General features: G+C 64.6%; 15 protein-coding genes. 13 read left to right on the top strand and 2 right to left on the bottom strand.

Features of this window, described 5'->3' with window-relative positions; translation table 11 throughout:
• The first annotated feature begins 120 nt into the window (after nucleotides 1-120).
• The 3 genes from DL891_RS05475 (at nucleotide 121) to DL891_RS05465 (ending at nucleotide 3,930) form a co-directional block, all read left to right on the top strand.
• Complete coding sequence (locus tag DL891_RS05475) at nucleotides 121-1,920, top strand: cell wall-binding repeat-containing protein (RefSeq protein WP_111719427.1); 1,800 nt, start codon at nucleotides 121-123, stop codon at nucleotides 1,918-1,920.
• A gap of 175 nt (nucleotides 1,921-2,095) precedes the next feature.
• A complete protein-coding gene (locus DL891_RS05470) occupies nucleotides 2,096-3,322 on the top strand; it encodes a hypothetical protein (protein ID WP_111719426.1) in 1,227 nt (408 codons plus the stop codon).
• A gap of 110 nt (nucleotides 3,323-3,432) precedes the next feature.
• The gene (locus DL891_RS05465) at nucleotides 3,433-3,930 is read left to right on the top strand and encodes a DUF6121 family protein (RefSeq protein ID WP_111719425.1); all 498 of its coding nucleotides are present in this window, start codon (nucleotides 3,433-3,435) and stop codon (nucleotides 3,928-3,930) included.
• Nucleotides 3,931-4,115: 185 nt separating this feature from the next.
• On the opposite strand, the gene DL891_RS05460 is transcribed toward DL891_RS05465, so the two are convergent.
• Nucleotides 4,116-4,772: a GntR family transcriptional regulator gene (locus DL891_RS05460; RefSeq protein ID WP_111719424.1), complete on the bottom strand. Its 657-nt coding sequence runs from the start codon at nucleotides 4,770-4,772 to the stop codon at nucleotides 4,116-4,118.
• Nucleotides 4,773-5,012: 240 nt separating this feature from the next.
• Entirely contained in the window at nucleotides 5,013-5,669 is a 657-nt protein-coding gene (locus DL891_RS05455; RefSeq protein ID WP_111719423.1) for a GntR family transcriptional regulator, read from the bottom strand.
• A 212-nt stretch (nucleotides 5,670-5,881) separates the two neighbouring features.
• Between DL891_RS05455 and DL891_RS05450 the strand changes: the two genes are divergently transcribed.
• From DL891_RS05450 to DL891_RS05405, 10 genes are all read left to right on the top strand, one after another.
• Nucleotides 5,882-7,516: an ABC transporter substrate-binding protein gene (locus tag DL891_RS05450; protein WP_111719422.1), complete on the top strand. Its 1,635-nt coding sequence runs from the start codon at nucleotides 5,882-5,884 to the stop codon at nucleotides 7,514-7,516.
• Between the two features lie 134 nt (nucleotides 7,517-7,650).
• Entirely contained in the window at nucleotides 7,651-8,730 is a 1,080-nt protein-coding gene (locus tag DL891_RS05445) for an ABC transporter permease (protein ID WP_232819037.1), read from the top strand.
• A gap of 1 nt (nucleotide 8,731) precedes the next feature.
• Complete coding sequence (locus DL891_RS05440) at nucleotides 8,732-9,811, top strand: ABC transporter permease (protein ID WP_111719421.1); 1,080 nt, start codon at nucleotides 8,732-8,734, stop codon at nucleotides 9,809-9,811.
• Nucleotides 9,808-11,517: an ABC transporter ATP-binding protein gene (locus tag DL891_RS05435; protein ID WP_111719420.1), complete on the top strand. Its 1,710-nt coding sequence runs from the start codon at nucleotides 9,808-9,810 to the stop codon at nucleotides 11,515-11,517. The genes DL891_RS05440 and DL891_RS05435 overlap by 4 nt, the downstream gene beginning before the upstream one ends.
• Nucleotides 11,518-11,743: 226 nt before the next feature.
• Nucleotides 11,744-13,813 carry a beta-galactosidase gene (locus tag DL891_RS05430; protein WP_232819023.1) on the top strand — a complete coding sequence of 690 codons (2,070 nt, stop codon included), beginning with the start codon at nucleotides 11,744-11,746 and terminating at the stop codon, nucleotides 13,811-13,813.
• Between the two features lie 9 nt (nucleotides 13,814-13,822).
• A complete protein-coding gene (gene gcvPA / locus DL891_RS05425; RefSeq protein ID WP_111719419.1) occupies nucleotides 13,823-15,223 on the top strand; it encodes an aminomethyl-transferring glycine dehydrogenase subunit GcvPA in 1,401 nt (466 codons plus the stop codon).
• Nucleotides 15,220-16,782, top strand: a complete 1,563-nt coding sequence (gene gcvPB, locus DL891_RS05420) for an aminomethyl-transferring glycine dehydrogenase subunit GcvPB (protein WP_111719418.1) — start codon at nucleotides 15,220-15,222, stop codon at nucleotides 16,780-16,782. The genes gcvPA and gcvPB overlap by 4 nt, the downstream gene beginning before the upstream one ends.
• 12 nt (nucleotides 16,783-16,794) lie before the next feature.
• Nucleotides 16,795-18,312 (top strand): ATP-NAD kinase family protein, encoded by a 1,518-nt coding sequence (locus tag DL891_RS05415; RefSeq protein WP_111719417.1) that lies wholly within the window; start codon nucleotides 16,795-16,797, stop codon nucleotides 18,310-18,312.
• Between the two features lie 421 nt (nucleotides 18,313-18,733).
• A complete protein-coding gene (locus DL891_RS05410) occupies nucleotides 18,734-19,492 on the top strand; it encodes an SDR family NAD(P)-dependent oxidoreductase (protein ID WP_111719416.1) in 759 nt (252 codons plus the stop codon).
• Nucleotides 19,493-19,670: 178 nt separating this feature from the next.
• Nucleotides 19,671-20,030 carry a VOC family protein gene (locus DL891_RS05405; RefSeq protein WP_111719415.1) on the top strand — a complete coding sequence of 120 codons (360 nt, stop codon included), beginning with the start codon at nucleotides 19,671-19,673 and terminating at the stop codon, nucleotides 20,028-20,030.
• Nucleotides 20,031-20,127 lie beyond the last annotated feature (97 nt).

Here is a 20,127-nt window from a genome sequence, read left to right as displayed (position 1 = left end):
ACCGGCGGCCCATCACGACCCCCGAAGAGGGCGCGAGAATGCCCCCATCGGGGGCTTCAACCCGCAGTGACGTGCCCGTTACGGTAAAGGAGTTTGGTCAATTCACTCTGCTGGGATGTCATGAGATTCATTGTCACCGTATTCGCTCTTCCCGCCCTGGTTCTCGGTCTGCTCGCGGCTCCTCCGGTTGCCCCGGCCGCCGCCGCAGAAACCCAGACGTTGGCAAAGGTTCTCACCCAATTGGTGACGGTGCCGGAGTATGTCACGGGCTATAACCGTGACCTCTTCAAACATTGGACGGACGAAGACAAAGACGGTTGCAACACCCGCCAGGAGGTGCTCATCGCCGAGTCTCGAACTGCGCCGGTGATGGCGCCGACCGGCTGCAAGGTGCTGTCGGGCCAATGGCTCTCCTGGTACGACGGCCAGATGCTCACCGACCCGTCGACGCTCGACATCGACCACATGGTTCCGCTCGCCGAGGCGTGGCGCTCAGGCGCGCACGCCTGGACTCCGGCGCAACGCGAGGCATTTGCCAACGACCTCACCCTCGATGCGTCATTGGCCGCAGTCTCGGCATCATCGAACCGTTCCAAGGGTGACAAGGATCCCGCGAAGTGGATGCCGTCCGCAACTACCGTCAAATGCCAGTACGTCACCGACTGGATGCTCGTGAAGTATCGCTGGAACCTCAGCATCGACCCAGTCGAGAAGACCGCACTCAACGGCCTTGTTGCCGGCGATTGCGCCCGGGTCAGCGTGCCCCTGCCGGCCAAGGGGGGAACGTCGACAGTAGTGACGCCGAAGCCGACGCCCACGCCCGCTCCGGAACCAGCGCCGACGGGTGTGATGCGGCTCGCCGGTGATGACCGCTACGCCACCGCGGTCGCCATTTCGAAACAGTTCGCCTCGGCCGATGTGGTCTACGTCGCGACGGGCACCGGTTACGCCGACGCCCTCGGAGCTGCGCCGGCTGCGGCCAAGCAGGGCGGTCCGTTGCTGCTGACCGCACCGAAGAGTCTTCCTGCGAATGTGGCCACTGAGGTGAAACGTCTGAAGCCCAAACGCATCATCGTCGTCGGCGGAACGGGCGCGGTCTCGAACGGTGTTCTCGACTCGCTGAAGAAGATCGCGAAGACCACCCGTATCGGCGGGGCCGACCGGTTCGAAACCGGCAGGTTGCTCGTGGCCGATGCCTTTGCCGCGTCGTCGACCGCGTACTTCGCGACCGGTCTCGACTTTCCTGATGCGCTCTCGGCGTCGGCTGCGGCAGGCAGCATGGGCGCCCCGGTCATCCTGGTCGACGGACGTAAGAAAAGTGTGGACACGGCGACGTCTGCACTGGCGAAGAAACTCGGTGTCAAGACTGCCTATATCGCTGGGGGCACCGGTGTGGTCTCCTCCGGGATCGAGACCTCGTTGAAGAAGGTGGCATCGGTGAAGCGCCTGTCGGGATCCGACCGGTATTCCACTTCTGTCGCGATCAACAAGACGGCGTTCACTCAGGCGGGTAAGGCGTTCTTCGCTGTGGGCACCGGTTATGCCGATGCGTTGGCCGGTGCGGCCTTGGCGGGCAAGAACGCGGCGCCCCTGTATGTGGTTCCGAAGAACTGTGTGTCTTCAGACGTGATCGCAGGGGTGAAGTCGCTGAAGGTGACCCAGCGCGTGCTCCTGGGTGGCAAGGCCGTTCTGGGCGTGGGCGTCGAGAAGCTCACGTCGTGTGACGGCACGGCTCCGAAGCCACCATCCACGCCGCCGACCAATCCAGGAAACAGCAAGAACTGTTCTGACTTCACGACCTGGAAAGAGGCAGACGCGTGGTATCAGAAGTACTTCCCGTATTACGGCGACGTGGCCAAGCTTGACGCCAACAACGACGGCATCGTCTGTGAAAGCCTGCCGGGTGCCCCGAAGAAGTAGCCACTCGGTCGCGCCCGGCAACGCGACGTGATCGCTGCGGGATCCGTCAGCCCAAGAAACGTCCCCTGGACGGATATTGCGCAATACGCCCTTCGTTGCACCGCTCAAGGCCGCGCAATTGCTACAGTGACTCAGACGTATTGAATGCCAAACCGGCACCAGGAGGAGTCACACGATGACGAACATCACCCCCGAAGACGAGCAGAGCGCGGCCTCGGGCGACAAGCCTTTCACCGTGTTTCAGCCCGGTCAGGCGCAACAGTCCGATGAACTCTCGCCAGTCGGTGCCACGGAACACGTGAACGCCAACGGTGCCGATCGTGACGCCGCGGCCGATGCCGACCCGGCCGCTGGCGACTCCCAGCCGGATAATGTCGAGCAGAGCGCCCCGCCTGCGCAGGAGCAGTACACCCCCGCTCCCGACGCGCAGGAACAGTACGAACCCGCGGCGCAGGAGCAGTACACGCCTGCACCCGTGGCTCACGAGCCGGTCGAACCCCTCGAACCGCTCGCCCCGGCGGGCTCGGCCGATACGCCGGTGCCGTTGATCGAGCCGGAGGAGCCCGCTGCCCTCCCGCCTGCGTACACCGAACCTGCCTACAGCGAACCTGCCTACACCGAGCCGGCGTATACCGAGCCGGCGTACACCGAGCCAACCTATGACCAGGCCGCTGCCGCGGGTACGGCCGCCACCATGCAACAGCCCGCCTACAACGCACCCACCGAGGTGTACCAGCAGCAGCCGGTCGACCCGACGTACCCGCCGCAGGCCGGCTACCCGGTCACTCCCGCGTACGCGCAGCAGCCCACGTACATCCAGGCCCCGATCCCGCCGAAGAAGAAGGGCAACCGCTTGGGCGGATCGCTGATCACCCTGCTCGGCACCGTGATCTTCGCCCTCGTCTACACCGGCGTAGCCGCACTCATCATCCTGCTCAGCCAGCAGGGCGAGAGCCTGGTCAACCAGCTCACCAACTTTTTGATGAGCTGGGTGTTCTGGGCGCCGGTGGCCGGCTTCACCATCGTGCTCATATTGATCGTGCTGATTGTCAACAACGCCAACTGGTGGGCCTATGTGCTCGGCGGCTTCCTGGTGGGGGTTGGCACCTATTTCGCCACTATCGGCGGCGCCATGCTTGCCGCCCAGTCGTGGACGATGACCGCCGACGTGGGAGTCGAGTTCTTGGAGCGAGTGGCGTTCAACCCGCTCACGATCGCCTCGGGCCTCATCGCTCGAGAGGTGACCATCTGGATCGGCGGCTGGATCGCCGCACGCGGCCGCAAGGTGAAGGCGCGTAACATCGAAGCTCAGGCCGAGTTCGAGCGTCAGCAGGCCGAACAGCCCGCCTACGCGCCCCAGCCGGTCGCCTACCAGCAGCCGGTTGCCTATCCGCAGGCGTGATGCGGGCGGGTGGCGGATGCTGAACGGCGACTTGAAAGCCTGACCCTCCCGGCGGTGCATTCGCCACGGCAGACAATGCCGGGGGAGCGTGCGACCAAGAGGAGGCATCCGTGTCCGAGCCAGACATTCGTGGCTATGCGACCGGGGTGGCCGCGTTCGGCGTGATCACCTATGTCGCTCTCGCGGTGGCAAGTTTCGGTGTGATCAGCCTGCTCGCCAACGTCGATGTGATCGGAGAGGCGGATGCCGGGGTGCTCCTCGGCCCGAGCATGATCGCCGCCGCGGTGGGAACCACCTGGATTCTCTGGCTGTCGATCAGTCGACGAGTGGCGCCCGAACACATTCGGGTGTCGTTCGGAGCAGCGCTCGGAATCGGGTTGGCCGCCTACTTCGCGTACGTTCTGTTCGGTGCGGTGGTCTACGCGATCGCCACGGGTGAGCTGTTCAACCTCGCCGCATTCAGCGCAGAACAGCTGGTGAGCCCGTTCGCGATCGTGATCGGGCTGATCTCACTGGTGCTCACCATCCTCTACCTGCTGATGCTCGCGCAGCGCGCACACGGCTCGGTTCGGCCCAAGTGGCCCTGGGAGGGCGACGACGAGCACTGACGCGGATTTCGTCCACTGGTCGGCCAGTCTCTCTCACTCAATCGCCCAGAGTGCATTTTCAATCGCCCAGAGTGCATTTTCAATCGCCCAGAGTACATTTTCAAACGTTCAGAGTGCAGACGTTGAGGGAATAGGCGTGCCAAAGCATCATCTACTGCCCTCTCGGTGGAGGAGGGCCGCAGCGGCTACTCGGTCAGGTGCGGGTTGCTTGACGAGTCGAGGATGCGCTGTGCCCCGTTCGCCCAGTTCACAGTGAGCGCCTCGGTCGCCTGCGCAATGTCGCCCGCGGTGACGTGCTTCGCGATCACCGCGTGCTCGGCCGCCACGCGCCCGATCACCGCCTTCTCAGCGACGAGCAGCGATTCGTAACGGTGAAAAGCGACTCTCACATTGGCGAGGATGTCGTGCAGGCGAGTGTTGTCGCATCCGCTGACGAGAATGTTGTGCCACTCGTCGTCGCGGGTGGCGACCAGCTCGTGTTCTGCCGATTCCTGGTCGAACTCGGCGGCCAGCGTTGCCAGGCGTTCGCCGATCTCGCGCAGCTTCTCCCGCGGGGTTAGCTGCAGCGCCAGACCCTCGAGGGTGGCCATGATCGGGGCGAGCTCTTTGAACTCGCGGGCGCTCAGCGGCACATAGCGAAAGCCCTTGCCGTTCACGCTCTCGATCTGCCCCTCACTGTGCAGGGTGATCAGCGCCTCGCGCAACGGGGTGCGGCTGACACCGAGTTCGGCGGCAAGCTGCAGCTCATTGATGTCTTCCCCGGGAGTCACGATGCCCTCGCGCATGCGAGAGAGCAGTTCGTCTCTGACCTGCACCCTCAGCGTCTTGCGTTCGATGGCCATGGTGCCTTCCCGTTTTTCCCCTTCACGAAGTGTGAACAGGCCTCATTATACGGTTTGTTGTCGGCGTAATACTGCATGCAAACCCGCGATTCGAGGAGTTGGGCACAAAGCACTGTTGCCCGCATTGACAACGAACTCTGAACTGGTCATAGTCAGCATCCGGTACATGTTGCTGAACCGATCGCCACCTACTCCTAGGGCATGCGGGAGAGAATCTCGGACGTTAGGGCATCGGGCCCGTCACGCGGTCAAATGAGGGTTGATGGACGAGTCGAGAATGCGCTGCGCCCCATTGGCCCAATTCGCCGTGAGCGCCTGGGTGGCCTGAGAAATGTCGCCGGCGGTGACGTGGGTGGCAATCAGGCGGTGCTCGGCCGCCGCGCGCCCGATCACGGCCTTCTCCGAAACCAGCAATGATTCGTAGCGGTGGAAGGCGAGGCGCACATTGCCGAGAATGTCGAGCAGGCGGCCGTTGTCGCAGCCGCTGGCCAGAATGCTGTGCCATTCGTCGTCACGGGTGGCGACCAATTCGTGCGCGGCCGACTCCTGGTCGAACTCCGCGGCCAGATCTGACAGGCGTTCGCCGATCGCTCGCAACTGTTCCGGCGGGGTCAGCTGTAATGCCAGCCCTTCCAAGGTGGCCATGATCGGGGCGAGTTCTTTGAATTCTCGGGCGCTCAACGGCACGTAGCGAAAGCCTTTGCCGTTGACGTTCTCGATCTGGCCCTCGCTGTGCAGAGTGATCAATGCTTCACGCAGGGGCGTGCGGCTGACGCCGAGTTCGGCGGCGAGTTGCAGCTCGTTGATGTCTTCGCCCGGGGTGACCGTGCCCTCGCGCATGCGGGTGAGCAACTCGTCTCTGACTTGCTCCCGGAGTGTCTTGCGTTCGATTGGCATCTTCCTGCCTTTGGGTGGTTGTTGAACGGATCTCGTTCGAACGGGCTCATGCGCGCTGCGAAAGTCATGCGGCATTCCTTACTTTTTTCACACTTCTGCATTCGCGAACTTGTGTGCCGCATTTTGAATGCTAGTATACAGAATATTCACAGCAACGCGGCCGTGCCCGATGGGGCATCATCGTCGTTGCCCACTTCAAGAAAGGCCCACCGATGGCAAGTGAAAAACCCCGCACACGACGACGCGGCATATTGATCGCCTCCCTGCTCATGCCGGCCCTCGCCCTCTCTGGTTGCGCCGGCACCTCGGGCGGCTCTGAATCTTCAGAGGAGAACGAGGGAAGTGTTCTCACGATCGGCACCACCGACAAGGTCACATCGTTGGATCCCGCGGGCTCGTACGACCAGGGTTCGTATGTTCTGAAGAACCAAGTCTACGCTTCGCTGATGAACAGCCCGTACGGCAGCTCCGAGGTCGCTCCTGACCTCGCCGAAACGGCGGAATTCACGGCCCCCAACGAGTACACCGTCACCCTCAAGAAAGACCTGAAGTTCGCCAACGGAAACGCGTTGACGGCCTCAGACGTGAAGTTCTCGTTCGAACGCATGGTGAACATCGACCACTCCAACGGCCCGGCCACTCTGCTATACAACCTGGACAGCGTCGCCACCGATGGCGACCAGGTCGTGATCTTCAAATTGAAGAGCGACAACGACCAGGTCTTCCCGCAGATTCTCGGCTCACCGGCCGGCTACGTCGTCGATGAGGACAGCTTCAGCGCAACCGAGCTGACTTCCGACAACGACATCGTGAAGGCCAAGGCATTTGCCGGCCAGTACGTCATCGAAAGCTACGACCTCAACAACCTGGTGTCGTTCAAACCAAACCCGGCCTACCAGGGACTGCTGGGCGCAGCGGCCAACGCTGGCATCAACGTCAAGTACTACGCCGACTCGTCCAACCTGAAGTTGGAGGTGCAGGAAGGGGCCATCGACGCCGCCTACCGCAGCCTGTCGGCCACCGACATCGCCGACCTCTCCAAGAACGACAAGGTGAAGGTGCACCAGGGCCCCGGTGGCGAGATTCGCTACATCGGGTTCAACTTCAACTCCCAGCCGTTCGGCGCCTCCATGCCAGATGCCGACCCGGCCAAAGCGCTGGCCGTCAGGCAGGCCGTCGCCGACCTCATCGACCGCGAAGAGATCGCCTCGGAGGTCTACAAGGGCACCTACACGCCGCTGTTCGCGTACATCCCCGAAGGACTGCCCGGAGCGACGTCGGTTCTGAAAGAGCTCTACGGCGACGGCAACGGAAAGCCCAGCGTGGAGAAGGCCAAGAAGCGGTTCGCGGATGCGGCAATCACCGGCCCGGTCGCGCTTGACCTGCAGTACTCCAACGACCACTACGGCCCCTCCTCCGGGGACGAATACGCACTCATCAAGGCGCAGCTGGAGTCGTCCGGCCTGTTCAAGGTGAACCTGCAGACCACCGAGTGGGTGCAGTACACCAAGGACCGCGTCGCCGACGTGTTCCCCGCCTACCAGCTGGGCTGGTTCCCGGACTACTCCGATGGTGACAACTACGTCACCGGGCTGTTCCTGAACGGCGGCTACCTGCAGAACCACTACGAAGATGACAACTTGAACGCGCTCATCCTCAAGCAGGCGGCCACGGCAGACCCGGGCGAACGGGTCAAGGTCATGGAGGAGATCCACGACGTGCTCGGGGCAGCACTGCCCACCGTCACCTACCTGCAGGGCGCAGAGGTTGTTGTCGCAGGAGCCGATGTCGCCGGGGTCAACCTGGATGCGTCGTTCAAATTCCGCTACGCGACGATGACCAAGTAGCAGTTTCCTTTCGGCGGCAGGCACTATTCGTGCGAAGTCGCCTGGCCGTATGACCCCGTGTGGGGTGGCCAGTGATCTGGTCGCCCCACACCCCTACGATCTCGATTGGCATTACCTTCGTGAGTACCTTGCTTATTGACGCCCCCAGTGCGGCGAAGAAGCCAGAAACGCGGCCCAAGCGCACGCGCGACGGCAGCGGGCTGAGACGCTATCTCATCATTCGGCTGTTGCTGATCGTTCCCACCATTTTCATCCTCACCACGCTGGTGTTCATGTTGATGCGGGTGACTGGGGATCCGATCACCGCGGCGCTCGGCGGTCGCCTGACGGCCGACCAGCTGCAGGAGCGAATCCATGCCGCGGGCTTCGATCGACCGATTATCGTGCAGTACTTCGAGTACATCGGCCAGATCTTCACCGGCAACTTCGGCACCACCCTCAGTGATAATCGCCCCGTTCTCGAAGTGCTCACCACCTACGGTGCTGCCACGCTGGAGCTGGCCTTCTACGCCCTCGTGATCGCCTTCATCATCGGGATTCCCTTCGGCATGCTCGCCGCCTACTTTCGCGACAAGGCCCCGGACGCGTTTCTGCGAGTTGTCGCCATCCTCTTCTACGCCACACCGGTCTTCTTCGCCGGCATGGTGCTCAAGCTGATCTTCTCGGTCTGGCTCAAGTGGCTGCCGGTCTCGGGCCGGGGCACCACCACAACCGAGCTCGAGATGCAACTGCTCAAGGGCAAGACCGGAATCTACTTGATCGACGCCCTGCGCATCGGCGACGGGGCGATTCTCGCCGACGTTCTCGCGCACGCGCTGCTACCCGGGCTCGCCCTGGGTCTGCTGACCGCCGGCATCTTCTTGCGGCTGGTTCGCACCAACGTCATCGGCACCCTGTCGATGGACTACGTGGATGCCGCGCGCTCCCGTGGCGTGAAGGAGTTTCGCCTGGTGCGGGTGCACGCGTATCGGCCGGCGTTGATTCCCATCATCACGGTCATCGGCATGCAGATCGCGCTTCTGCTCGGCGGCGCGGTGCTCACCGAATCCACCTTCGAGTGGAAGGGGCTCGGCTACCAGCTCACCCAGTATCTGCAGGCGCGCGACTTCGTGGCGGTGCAGGGCATCGTCGTGTTGCTCGCCGTGATCGTGGCCGTTACTAACTTCATCGTCGACGTCGTCGCCGCACTGATCGACCCCCGAGTGAGGTATTGAGATGACGACCACATTGCCACCGGCCCTGCGCCCCACCAAACGCGGAGTTCTGTCGCGAGTGAAATTTCTCAATAACGCTCGCAGCAGCGTGGGCGTGCAGCGCGGCATGCTGCTCACCGGGGTGATACTGACCGCCCTCCTGATTCTCACCGCGATCTTCGCCCCGGTGATCGCACCGTTCGGTTTCAGTCAGCTTCGAGACGACGGCGGCCTGTTCGGCGCCCAGTCTGCCCCGAACCCCAAGCACCTGCTCGGAACGACGACCGGCGGTTACGACGTGCTCTCCCGGGTGATCTGGGGGGCCCAGACCGCGGTGAGCGTGGTCATCGTCGCGGTGCTGCTCTCCATCATCGCCGGTGTGACCCTCGGTCTGCTCTCGGGCTATATCGGGGGTTGGCTCGACCGGATGCTCGTGGTCATCTGCGATGCGATCTACGCCTTTCCGACGCTGCTGCTGGCGATCGTCATGTCGATAGCCATCTCCGGGGGACAGTCGAGCCTGTGGGGTGGCATCTTCGCGGCATCAATTTCAATCACCGTCGTGTTCATCCCGCAATACTTTCGGGTGATCCGAGCCGAAACGGTGCGGATCAAGAACGAGGCCTACGTCGAGAGTGCGCTGGTCCTCGGTGCGAGCAGCCCGCGGATCATGTTCCGGCACGTGTTGCGCAACGCCACTCGAAGCCTTCCGCTGATCTTCACCCTCAACTCATCCGAGGCCATCCTCACCCTGGCCGGTCTCGGCTTCTTGGGATTCGGCATCGAACCTACCTCGGCAGCCGAGTGGGGGTTCGACCTGAATAAGGCGCTGGCCGACGTCTCCAGCGGTATCTGGTGGACCTCGGTGCCCCCGGGTCTCGCTATCGTGTTGGCCGTACTCGGGATCACTCTGGTGGGCGAGAGCCTCAACGACCTCGCCGACCCCCGGCTGCGTGGCCGCCGGGCGGTGGCGGCGACCGCCGGATCGGTGGCCGCGACGTCGGTCGACCCGGTCGCTGCTGTCGCGCCGGACACCGAGTCGCTCATCACAATGCTTGGCGCGAACTATTATCCCGAACCGGAAAGCAAACAGAAATCATGAGCGATGTGCTCTCCATCCGAGATCTCAACATTTCTTTCGCGACCGACCACGGAGCCGTGAAAGCGGTCACTGGGCTGAGCATCTCCGTAGGCCGCGGTGAAGTGCTCGCGATCGTCGGAGAATCCGGTAGTGGTAAGACGGTGACCGCCAAAGCAATCCTGGGGCTGCTACCAGAGACGGCGACCAGCTCGGGTTCGATCAGTCTGCGAAACCGCGACGGGTCTTCGGCCAACGATATCGTGCGCGTGGACAAATCGAAGTTGCGCACGATTCGCGGCAAAGATGTGGCGATGGTCTTTCAAGAGCCTTCCACCGCCCTCAACCCTGTGTTCAAGATCGGCTGGCAGATCATCGAGGGGCTGCGCGCCCACGACCCCCGCCTCAACATCAAGGCTGCCCGGACTAAGGCCATCGAAATTCTCGACAAGGTGGGCCTGCCCGAGCCCGAAATTCGGGTGGACTACTACCCCCACCAATTGTCGGGCGGGCAGAAACAGCGCGTCGTCATTGCGATGGCGCTCGTGCAGAATCCGGGACTGATCGTGGCCGACGAGCCGACCACCGCGCTCGATGTGACCGTTCAGGCCGAGATTCTCGACCTGCTGAGACGGTGCCGAGACGAGTTCGGGGCCTCAATCGTGCTGATCACCCACAACATGGGCGTGGTCGCCGACCTCGCCGATCGGGTCGCGGTCATGTATCGGGGAGAGGTCGTCGAAGAGACCGATGTGCATTCGCTCTTCCACAACCCGGTGCACGAGTACACGAAAAAGCTTCTCGCTGCCGTTCCGCGGATCGGGGCGTGGGTTGACGCAACGAATGAGCGTACGGCTCCGGGCGATTCTCTGGCCAGTGAGCAGGCACCGGTGGTGCAGGCATCCAATCTTCGCATCGCCTACCCCGGGCGCATGGGCCGACCGGGGTTCGTGGCGGTCGACGGTGTCGACCTCTCGATCCAGCCGGGCGAAGTGGTTGGCCTGGTCGGCGAATCCGGCTCGGGCAAGACCACGATCGGTCGTGCGATCGCTGGTCTCACCAAGGTCTCTGGCGGGTCGCTGAAGGTGCTGGGGGAGGAGATGAACGGCATGAAGGAGCGCAACTTCAAGAAGTTTCGAAGCCAGATCGGATTTGTCTTTCAAGACCCGGCCTCCAGCTTCAACCCGCTTCTCACTATCGAGCAATGCGTCGCCGAACCGCTCTGGATCCATCGCAAGGAACTCGGCGAGGGCGCGATTCGCGCGAAGGTGCGTGAGCTGCTGGAATCGGTGCAGCTTCCCCACAGCTACGGTGAGCGGTTTCCGCATGAGCTCAGTGGTGGGCAACGACAGCGTGCGAGCCTCGCCCGGTCGCTGGCCCTGGACCCGCAGCTTCTGATCGCCGATGAACCAACCTCGGCGCTGGATGTTTCGGTGCAGGCGCGGGTCCTTGAACTGTTTGCCGAGTTGCAGGCCGAGCTGAAATTTGCGGCGCTGTTCATCAGTCATGATCTTGCAGTCGTCGACATTCTGTCGGATCGCATAGGGGTGCTGTATCGGGGCAAGCTCGTGGAGGAGGGCACGGGCGCCGAAGTGCTCGGCGACCCGCGCGATCCTTACACGCGTCGATTGCTCGCGTCATTGCCGGTGCCCGATCCGGAAACGCAGAAGGAGCGGCGAGGGGCCCTGGCGCAATTGCGTGCTGCCGAATTGCTCGCCCAGCCGGCCTGACCGTTCACGGCACGATTCTCGGTCTTCGCCCACTTAGCGGGGTGCGCGGTGGGCGCGGCCTGTACGGGTGGGTAGGCGCCTCGAGCGCGGCACGGGCGTTCCCGGAGTGATGCCCGCGGGAACATGCCGGAGCCGAGCAATCGTAACTTGTACGAATACCAAATACTGTATACAGTAGTTATCAAGCCGGTTCGTCTCGATCCGGCGTAGGAACGAAGGAGTCACGGTGACACGTCCACTGCCAGAGCTCGGCCTTGAAGGCCTGGCGTTCGGTGCGGTCTATCACCCGGATCAATGGGCAGAAGATGTCTGGCCAGAAGACATCCGCCTGATGCAAGAAGCGGGCGTGAACCTGGTTTCGTTAGCGATCTTCTCGTGGTCGCAGCTGGAAATGGCGCCCGGAAAGTACGACTTTGGTTGGCTCGACCGCATTATGGATTTGCTGCACGAGGGCGGGATTCGTGTGAACCTCGGAACCGCCACCGCAACCCCGCCCATCTGGATGGTGCGCGCGCACCCCGAAATGCTGCCGACCAACGCCTCAGGGCAGCGACTCGAATTCGGCGCCCGACAGACCTACTGCCCGAGCTCGCCCGTTTGGCGTGAAAACGTCGCCCGCCTGTCTCGCACCATGGCCGAGCGCTATGGCAGCCATCCGGCGCTCGCGATGTGGCATGTCTCTCACGAATACGGGGATCACGTGGGCAGCTGCTGGTGTCCGGTGTCGTCCGCACATTTCCGTGGCTGGCTCGAGGCTCGGTACGGCACGATCGCCGAACTCAACCGAGCGTGGGGCACCACGAGCTGGGGCCTCAGCCACTCTGAATTCGACCAGATCGAGGCGCCGCGCACCGCGGTCGGCCCGATCAACCCGGCGCAGCTACTCGACTTTCAGCGGTTCTCCTCGGACGCGTTGTTCGAGTTGTTCGAGATTGAGACAGAGATTCTGCGCGCGGTCACACCCGCGGTCGCCCTCAGCACCAACTTCATCAGCCTTCGCCGCGACGCCGACTATTGGAAGTTCGCCGCCGAGGTAGACATGGTCACCGATAACGCCTACCCAGACCCATCTGACCCGCTCACCCATGTGCCCGCCGCGTTGAACTACGATCTGATGCGCTCACTGCGCGGCGGGCAACCGTGGCTGCTGTTGGAACACTCCACCAGTGCGGTCTCCTGGCGCGACGTCAACCCGCCGAAGAGTCCCGGACACACCCGGGTCACGGCATTGCAGGCCGTGGCCCACGGCTCTGACGGGGTGCTGTTCAATCAATGGCGTCAGCCGGTGTTCGGGGTCGAAAAGTACCATTCGGCGATCTTGGGGCACCGCGGCGAGAACTCGCGCAGCTTCCGGGAGTCGGTCGAGCTTGCCGCCGAGCTGCAGAAGCTGGATGCAGTGCGCGGCACCCGGGTGCGCGCATCCGTCGGCCTCGTCGTGGACTGGGACGCCTGGTGGGCGAGCTCGGCGCCGGAAGCTCTGCCCTCGCAACGGATGAGCTGGTTGGAACAGACGCGTGCCTGGCACGCAGGCTTGTTCGCGCTCGGTCACAACGTCGACGTGCTGCCGGCTGAAGGGCCGTTCGAAGACTACGACCTGGTCGTCGTGCCCAACCTGTATCTGGCAACCGACGCGCAGGCCCAGGCGCTCGAAGCGTATGTGGCCGTCGGCGGGCGTCTGGTGGTCGGCCCCTTCAGCGGGGTCGTCGACGAGACCGAGACCATACACCCGGGGGGTGCGCCCGGCCCGCTGCGCGCGCTTCTCGGCGTGGAGGTCGACGAGACCTGGCCGATCGATGACGGCCGCACCGAAACCGTGCAACTGGCAGACGCCGAGTATCAGAACGCGATCTGGAGCGAGTGGATCGAGGTCACCGCCGGCGAGTTCGCCGCAGACGTGATTGCCGAATACTCAAGTGGCGAACTTGCCGGAAAACCTGCCGTCACCCGCCGCGCCCACGGTGACGGATTCGCCTGGTACGTCAGTGCTGTTCTCGAGCCGGCCGGCACGAGGGCGCTGCTGCGAGACGTGCTCACCGCGGCGGGCCTGCCGACCCGCGACAACCACGAACCCAATCTGGAGACGGTCACCCGCACGGATGGGGCGACCGACTTCACGTTCGTGCTCAACCACGGCAAAGAAGCGATCACCGTCACCGTGCCGGTCGGCGCTACCGACCTGCTCACCGGCGCCACCGTGACCGACACCCTCACCCTGGCTCGATTCGGGGCAGCCGTACTCGCCACGCCGAGCGAGACGGCAGCTCCGTTCTTCACAACTCCAACTCACAGAAAGTAAGGATCTGACATGACCCAACCGTTCGTGCACCCGTACATCCCGAACTCGGCGCCCGAGACCAAGGCCGCCATGCTCAAGGCCGTCGGTGCGGATTCCATCGATGAGTTCTATGTGGATATCCCCGCCGACCTTCGAATGAACCGCCCGCTCGATCTGCCGGAGGCCCTCGTCGCCGAGCAAGACCTGGTCTCGCATGTGCAGGCGCTGCTGTCCAGCAACGTGTCGACCAAGGAGAACCTCAGCTTTCTCGGCGCCGGCACCTACAACCACTTCGTGCCCACCGTCGTCGACGAGGTGATCAACCGCAGCGAGTTCCTCACCGCATACGCCGGCGAACCGTATGAGGACCACGGCCGCTTCCAGGCGCTGTTCCAGTACCAGTCGCTGATGGGTGAACTGCTGAACATGGACGTCGTGAACGTGCCCACCTACGACGGCTTTCAGGCCACCGCGACCTCGTTGTCGATGGCCGGCCGCATGTCCGGCCGCCGTGGCGTCATCGTCGCCAGCGACGTGATGCCCGACAAGCTCTCCCGGGTGCAAGACTTCGTCAGCCCCAACCTCGACCTCGTCTTCGTGCCGACGGTGAACGGCACCGCCGACGTCGCCGCGGTCGCGGCGCTGGTCACCGACCAGACCGCCGCGATCTGGCTGGAGACCCCCAGCTTCACCGGAGCGGTCGAGACGGCCATCCAAGAATTGGCGGATGCCGCCCACGCGGCCGGTGCCGTGCTCGTGGTCGGCACCGACCCGGTCGGCTACGGCGTGATCACGCCCCCCGCCGACCAGGGCGCCGACATCGTCTGCGGCGACATCCAGTCGTTCGGGCTGCACCAGTGGTTCGGCGGCGCGCACGGCGGCTTCATCGCGGTGCACGACGACCCGAAGTTCATCATGGAGATGCCCTCACGCCTGTTCGGCCTCGAGTCGACCGACGTGCCCGGCGAATACGGCTTCGGCGACGTCGCCTACGACCGAACCTCGTTCGCGCTGCGCGAAGAGGGCAAGGAGTGGGTCGGCACCGCCGCCGCACTCTGGGGAATCGCCGCCGGCGTCTACCTCGCCCTGATGGGACCGGAGGGGATGGCCGAACTCGGCGAGACCCTGCTGGCACGCACCCAGTACGCCCAGCAAGAGTTGGCGGCACTTCCCGGGGTCGAGCTCACCGACTCGGCGCTGCACCTGCGCGAGTTCGTGGTGGATTTCTCCTCCAGCTCCGTCTCCGCCCACTCCGTGGTCGAGACCCTCCGCGGCCAGGGCATCGAGCCCGGCGTGGTCATCGGCGAGTACGAACTGCTCGTCTGCGTCACAGAAATGAACAGTCAGACCGACATCGACCGTCTGGTCACGGCCATCGCCGCCGTCACCGCGAACGCCGCCGTCACCAACACCCAGGAGAAGAACGCATGAGCCTCCCCGTTGCGCCCAAGCCCGCCGTCCGTCGTTTTCATCAGGCCAGCTGGGATGAGAAGATCATCTTCGAGCTGAGCACCCCCGGGGAGCGCGGCGTGCTCGTCTCCCGGCCCGAGCCGGGCGTGCGCTCGGCCGTCGGCGACGTGGTCGCCAACCTGCCGGTGAGCCTGCGCCGCAAGAAGAAGGCCGCGCTGCCCGAAATGGCGCAGATGCGCGTGCTGCGCCACTACCTGCGCCTCAGCCAGCAGAACCTCGGCGCCGACCTGAACATCGATGTCGGCCAGGGCACCTGCACCATGAAGTACTCGCCCAAGGTGAACGACGCCCTGATCCGCACCACCAAACTGGTCGACCTGCACCCGCTGCAGAACGAGGCCGATGTGCAGGGCATCCTCGATTTGATCTGGCGCCTGGAGCGCATGATCGCCGAGATCTCCGGCATGCACGCCGTGTCGTTGCACACCAGCGGCGGCTCGACCGCGATCTGGATGAACATCTCGATGATCCGCGCGTACCACGCCTCCCGCGGCGAGGCCGACCAGCGTGACGAAGTGATCACGACCATCTTCAGCCACCCGTCGAACGCGGCCACCGCGAAGGCGGCCGGCTACAAGGTGATCACGCTGCACCCGGATGCCGACGGCTACCCCGACGCCGATGCCCTGCGGGCGGTGATCGGGCCGCGCACCGCCGCGATCATGATCACGAACCCCGAAGACACCGGAATCTTCAACCCGCGGGTCAAGGAGTGGGTCGACCTGGCGCACTCGGTCGGCGCGCTCGCCTCGTACGACCAGGCGAACGCCAACGGCATCCTGGGCATCACGCGTGCCCGCGAGGCCGGCTTCGACGTGTGCCACTTCAACCTGCACAAGACGTTCTCCACCCCGCACGCGTGCGGCGGCCCCGGTGCCGGCGCCAGCGCGGTGTCTGAGGCACTCGAACCGTTCCTGCCGGGCCCGGTGATCGTGCGCGACGGCGACCGGTTCTCGTTGAACCGTGACCGGCCGCAGTCGATCGGCAAGGTGGCCCCGTTCTACGGTGTGGTGCCCAACCTGGTGCGCGCCTACTCGTGGATCATGGCGCTCGGCGCCGAGGGTCTGCGCGAAGTTGCCGAGATCGCCGTGCTGAACAACAACTACCTGATGAAGCGGGTGCTCGAGATTCCGGGCGCGACCGCGCCCTACGCCGAGGGACGCCGCCGCATCGAGCAGGTGCGCTACTCGTGGGAGGAACTGCACGCCGACACCGGCATCACCACCGAGCAGATCGGGGTGCGGATGTCTGACTACGGCATGCACTACTGGACCAGCCACCACCCCTACGTGGTGCCGGAGCCGTTCACCCTCGAGCCGACCGAGGCGTACTCGAAGGACGAACTCGACGAATACGCCGACGCGCTCACTCAGGTGGCCCGCGAGGCCAGGGAGAACCCAGAGATCGTGCGCACCGCACCGCACAACCAGACGGTGCACCGCACGCACGAAGACACCCTGGATGACCCGGAGAAGTGGGCCATCACCTGGCGCGCCTACCAGCGCAAGTACTTCAGCTAGGAGCGCGTGTCCATGGATCGCGTCATCGGCCTGCTCGTCAACCCCGTCGCCGGGGTTGGCGGGCCGGCCGGGCTCAAGGGCAGTGACGGCGCCGCCGTGCAAGCGGCGGCGCTGGCCCGAGGAGCGACGGCGCGCGCCGGCGAGCGGGCGCTCCGAGCGCTCGAGGTGATCGCCGCCGAACATCCCGGGGCGACGGTACTGACGGCCGCCGGCTCCATGGGGGCGGATGCCGTCGCCGCCGCGGGCCTTTCCGCCCGCGTCGTCTACACCCCCACGTCGCCGACAAGCGGCTCCTCCGAAGGCATCAGAATTGAAGCCGCCGGAGCTGAAGCCACCCGGACCGAGACCATGGGAGCCCACACCGGGGGTACCGAGACTACGGGTACCGTTACCGCCCGGCCTGACACAACGTGCACCAAAGGCATGGGTATCGATGTTATTGGTTTCAGTGCCACCGGAGCCGATACCGCTGGAGCCGACACCGCTGAAGCCGACACGGACGGAGCTGATGCCCAAGGTGCCGGTGCTGCCAGAGCAGAAGCCACCCCGGCCGATTCCGCTGGGGCTCACTCCGTGCGACCCAAGGCCAGCCGTGTTGAAACCACCGGGGCTGACACCACCGGGGCGGCCGCCGCACTGGTGGCGGCAGGCGCCGGGCTGGTGCTCTTCGTCGGCGGCGACGGCACGGCACGCGATGTGGCGGCGGCGCTGGCCGCCACGCAAACCCCTTCCGTGAGGGATTCGAGCGCACCTGCGAGCCCGAATCGTGTCGAAGGGCACCCGCAGCACCCCGTGCCCATCCTGGGCGTGCCGGCCGGAGTGAAGATGTACTCCGGCTGTTTCGCCGTCAGCCCGGCCGCGGCGGGGGCGCTGGCCGCACGCTGGATCTCCGACCCCACACTGCCGCTGGCTGAGCGCGAGGTGCTCGACGTTGACGAGGAACAGATTCGGGAGGGTCGGGTCGACCCGAAACTTTACGCGCTGGTCAATGTTCCGTTCGTTGTGGGCCGCACCCAGTCCCGAAAGTCTGCCACGGCAGCCTCCGAGACGGCCGCGGTCGGCCTGGCCGCCCGCGGCGTGATCGACGCGATGCGGCCGGGCACGCTGTACCTGCTCGGACCCGGCGGCACCTGCCGCGAGGTGGCCGCGCAGCTCGGGGTGCCGAACACGCCGCTCGGCGTTGACGCGGTGCAAGACGGCCAGATCGTGAAACTTGACGCGTCGGAGGGCGAGCTGCTCGAATTGCTGTCCGCCCACGAGGGCGAGGCGAAAGCCATGGTGACCGTGATCGGCGGGCAGGGTTTTCTGCTCGGCCGTGGAAACCAACAGATCTCGGCCCGGGTGCTGCGCGCGCTCGGCCCTGACCCCTTGAGGGTGGTCGCCACCGAGTCGAAGATCACCGCGCTGGCCGGGCGGCCGCTGCTGGTCGACACGGGCGACGCCGACCTCGACCGGTCGCTCACCGGCTACATCCGGGTGACCACCGGTGTGCAGTCCGCCGTCGTCTACCGGGTCGCCGCCACCAGCTGACGCCCCACCCGCGCTCTCCCGCTCACCCCACTGACTCGCCAACCCAACGACCACCCTGCACCACAAAAATTCAGGAAATGAGGCCAGCCAACCCCATTAGAAGCTCGGAGCCCTGCATCTCCTGAACTTTTGCAGATGCCAGCCACGACATCCGGCATTTTCCGGCCGTCACGCCCACCGCTCTCAACCCGGGCCAACCCCTGCCCCGCCATCCCAGCCGCCGCCCACCCGTCACATACAGTGTAAAAATTCAGGAGCAGAGACCAGCCGGCCGCTCTAGGAGCCTGGATCCCCGCACCTCCTGAGTTTTTGCGGACGCCCAACTTCGCCCCACCCCAGCCCCAACTCAACTTCACCCCAGCCCCACCGACACCAGTCCACCAAGACCCCAAGAGACACCAGAACCATAAGGAGCACCACCATGCAACTGAAGAACAAGAAGGCCATCGTCACGGGCGGCGCCGGCGGCATTGGCCGCGCCACCGCACTCGCGTTCGCCGCTGAGGGCGCATCCGTCGCTGTCGTCGACCTGCAGGCTGAGGCCGGCGAGAAAGTCGCGGCCGAGATTCGTGCGGCCGGGGGCGAAGCCGTCGCGATCACCGCCGATGTCTCCAATGAGGCCGACGTGAAGCGGGTCATCGACACCGTGGTGGCCGAGTTCGGCAGCGTCAACGTGGTCTTCAACAATGCCGGCATCATCAAGCGCAAGACCGCGACCGAGATCGAGGTCGACGAATGGGATCTGGTCTTCGGTGTGAACGTGCGCTCGATCTTCTTGATGTGCAAGCACGTGGTGCCGGTGATGACGGCCGCGGGGGGCGGCGCGATCGTGAACACAGGCTCCGGCTGGGGGCTCAAAGGCGGCGGCCGCGCGCTCAGCTACTGCGCGTCGAAGGGAGCCGTGGTCAACATGACCCGGGCGCTCGCGATCGATCACGGCCCGGCCGGCATCCGCGTCAACTCGGTCAACCCGGGCGACGTGAACACCGGCATGCTGCGCGAAGAGGCCCGCCAACTGGCGCAGTCCACCGACTCGTTCCTGGCCGAATCGGCCGATCGCCCGCTGCAGCGCATGGGTGAGCCCGAAGAAGTAGCGGCAGCCGTCGTTTGGCTGGCCTCAGACGCCGCCAGCTACGTCACCGGGTCGGCGCTGGTCGTCGACGGCGGCGGCATCGCCTAGCGTTCTAATCCCACAAAACGTCTGCGAGAGTGCAGTCGTTGCTGGAAAGAACGCCTCAATCCAGCAACGACTCACCTCTCGCGGCTTGTGCTGGCGTGCCCGCCGTCAACCCGTCGAGCCATCTTTTCGCCACAGGTTCCGTCTACCGCGCACCGCCCAGGCGCCGTAAAGTGCGCCTATGACTATTGCACGCTTTCCCGGAATCGTGATCGATTGCCCAGACGCCGTGGCCCTGGCGAAGTTCTACGGCGAGATCCTCGGTTGGAAGCCATCGGTTGAAAGTGACTGGGTGGAGATCCGTCCCGAAGATGGTTCAGACTGCATCTCTTTCCAGCAGGTCGCCGACTACCGAGCCCCGGATTGGCCGGGTCAGACCAGCCCACAGCAGATGCACCTTGATCTGATGGTGCCCGACCTCGACGAGGGTGAAGCCGAGGTGCTCGCGTTGGGTGCCAGCAAGGCGGAGTTTCAGCCGGGAACCACGTTCCGGGTGTATCTCGACCCGGCTGGGCATCCGTTCTGCCTCTGCCTGTCCTGAAGCGGCTGCGCAGGGTTTTGGTCTCAGGGTAGTCGCTTCCCGACACCTCGACGAGCGCATGGGGAAAGGTTCCGCGGGCTGAGGGATCTGAAGGAAC

The organism is Homoserinimonas sp. OAct 916 (assembly GCF_003260275.1).
In the GTDB taxonomy this organism is placed as follows: domain Bacteria; phylum Actinomycetota; class Actinomycetes; order Actinomycetales; family Microbacteriaceae; genus OACT-916.
The sequence above is the reverse complement of the archived record's forward strand: the minus strand, read 5'-3'. Positions and strand labels throughout refer to the sequence as shown.

Bases quoted from the DNA above. Each gene is read 5' to 3' on its own strand.
- DL891_RS05455 (WP_111719423.1), bottom strand. From the start codon at position 5,669: ATGCCAATCGAACGCAAGACACTCCGGGAGCAAGTCAGAGACGAGTTG.
- DL891_RS05435 (WP_111719420.1), top strand. From the start codon at position 9,808: ATGAGCGATGTGCTCTCCATCCGAGATCTCAACATTTCTTTCGCGACC.
- DL891_RS05405 (WP_111719415.1), top strand. From the start codon at position 19,671: ATGACTATTGCACGCTTTCCCGGAATCGTGATCGATTGCCCAGACGCC.
- DL891_RS05460 (WP_111719424.1), bottom strand. From the start codon at position 4,772: ATGGCCATCGAACGCAAGACGCTGAGGGTGCAGGTCAGAGACGAACTG.
- gcvPA (WP_111719419.1), top strand. From the start codon at position 13,823: ATGACCCAACCGTTCGTGCACCCGTACATCCCGAACTCGGCGCCCGAG.
- DL891_RS05450 (WP_111719422.1), top strand. From the start codon at position 5,882: ATGGCAAGTGAAAAACCCCGCACACGACGACGCGGCATATTGATCGCC.
- DL891_RS05475 (WP_111719427.1), top strand. From the start codon at position 121: ATGAGATTCATTGTCACCGTATTCGCTCTTCCCGCCCTGGTTCTCGGT.
- gcvPB (WP_111719418.1), top strand. From the start codon at position 15,220: ATGAGCCTCCCCGTTGCGCCCAAGCCCGCCGTCCGTCGTTTTCATCAG.
- DL891_RS05415 (WP_111719417.1), top strand. From the start codon at position 16,795: ATGGATCGCGTCATCGGCCTGCTCGTCAACCCCGTCGCCGGGGTTGGC.
- DL891_RS05470 (WP_111719426.1), top strand. From the start codon at position 2,096: ATGACGAACATCACCCCCGAAGACGAGCAGAGCGCGGCCTCGGGCGAC.
- DL891_RS05440 (WP_111719421.1), top strand. From the start codon at position 8,732: ATGACGACCACATTGCCACCGGCCCTGCGCCCCACCAAACGCGGAGTT.
- DL891_RS05410 (WP_111719416.1), top strand. From the start codon at position 18,734: ATGCAACTGAAGAACAAGAAGGCCATCGTCACGGGCGGCGCCGGCGGC.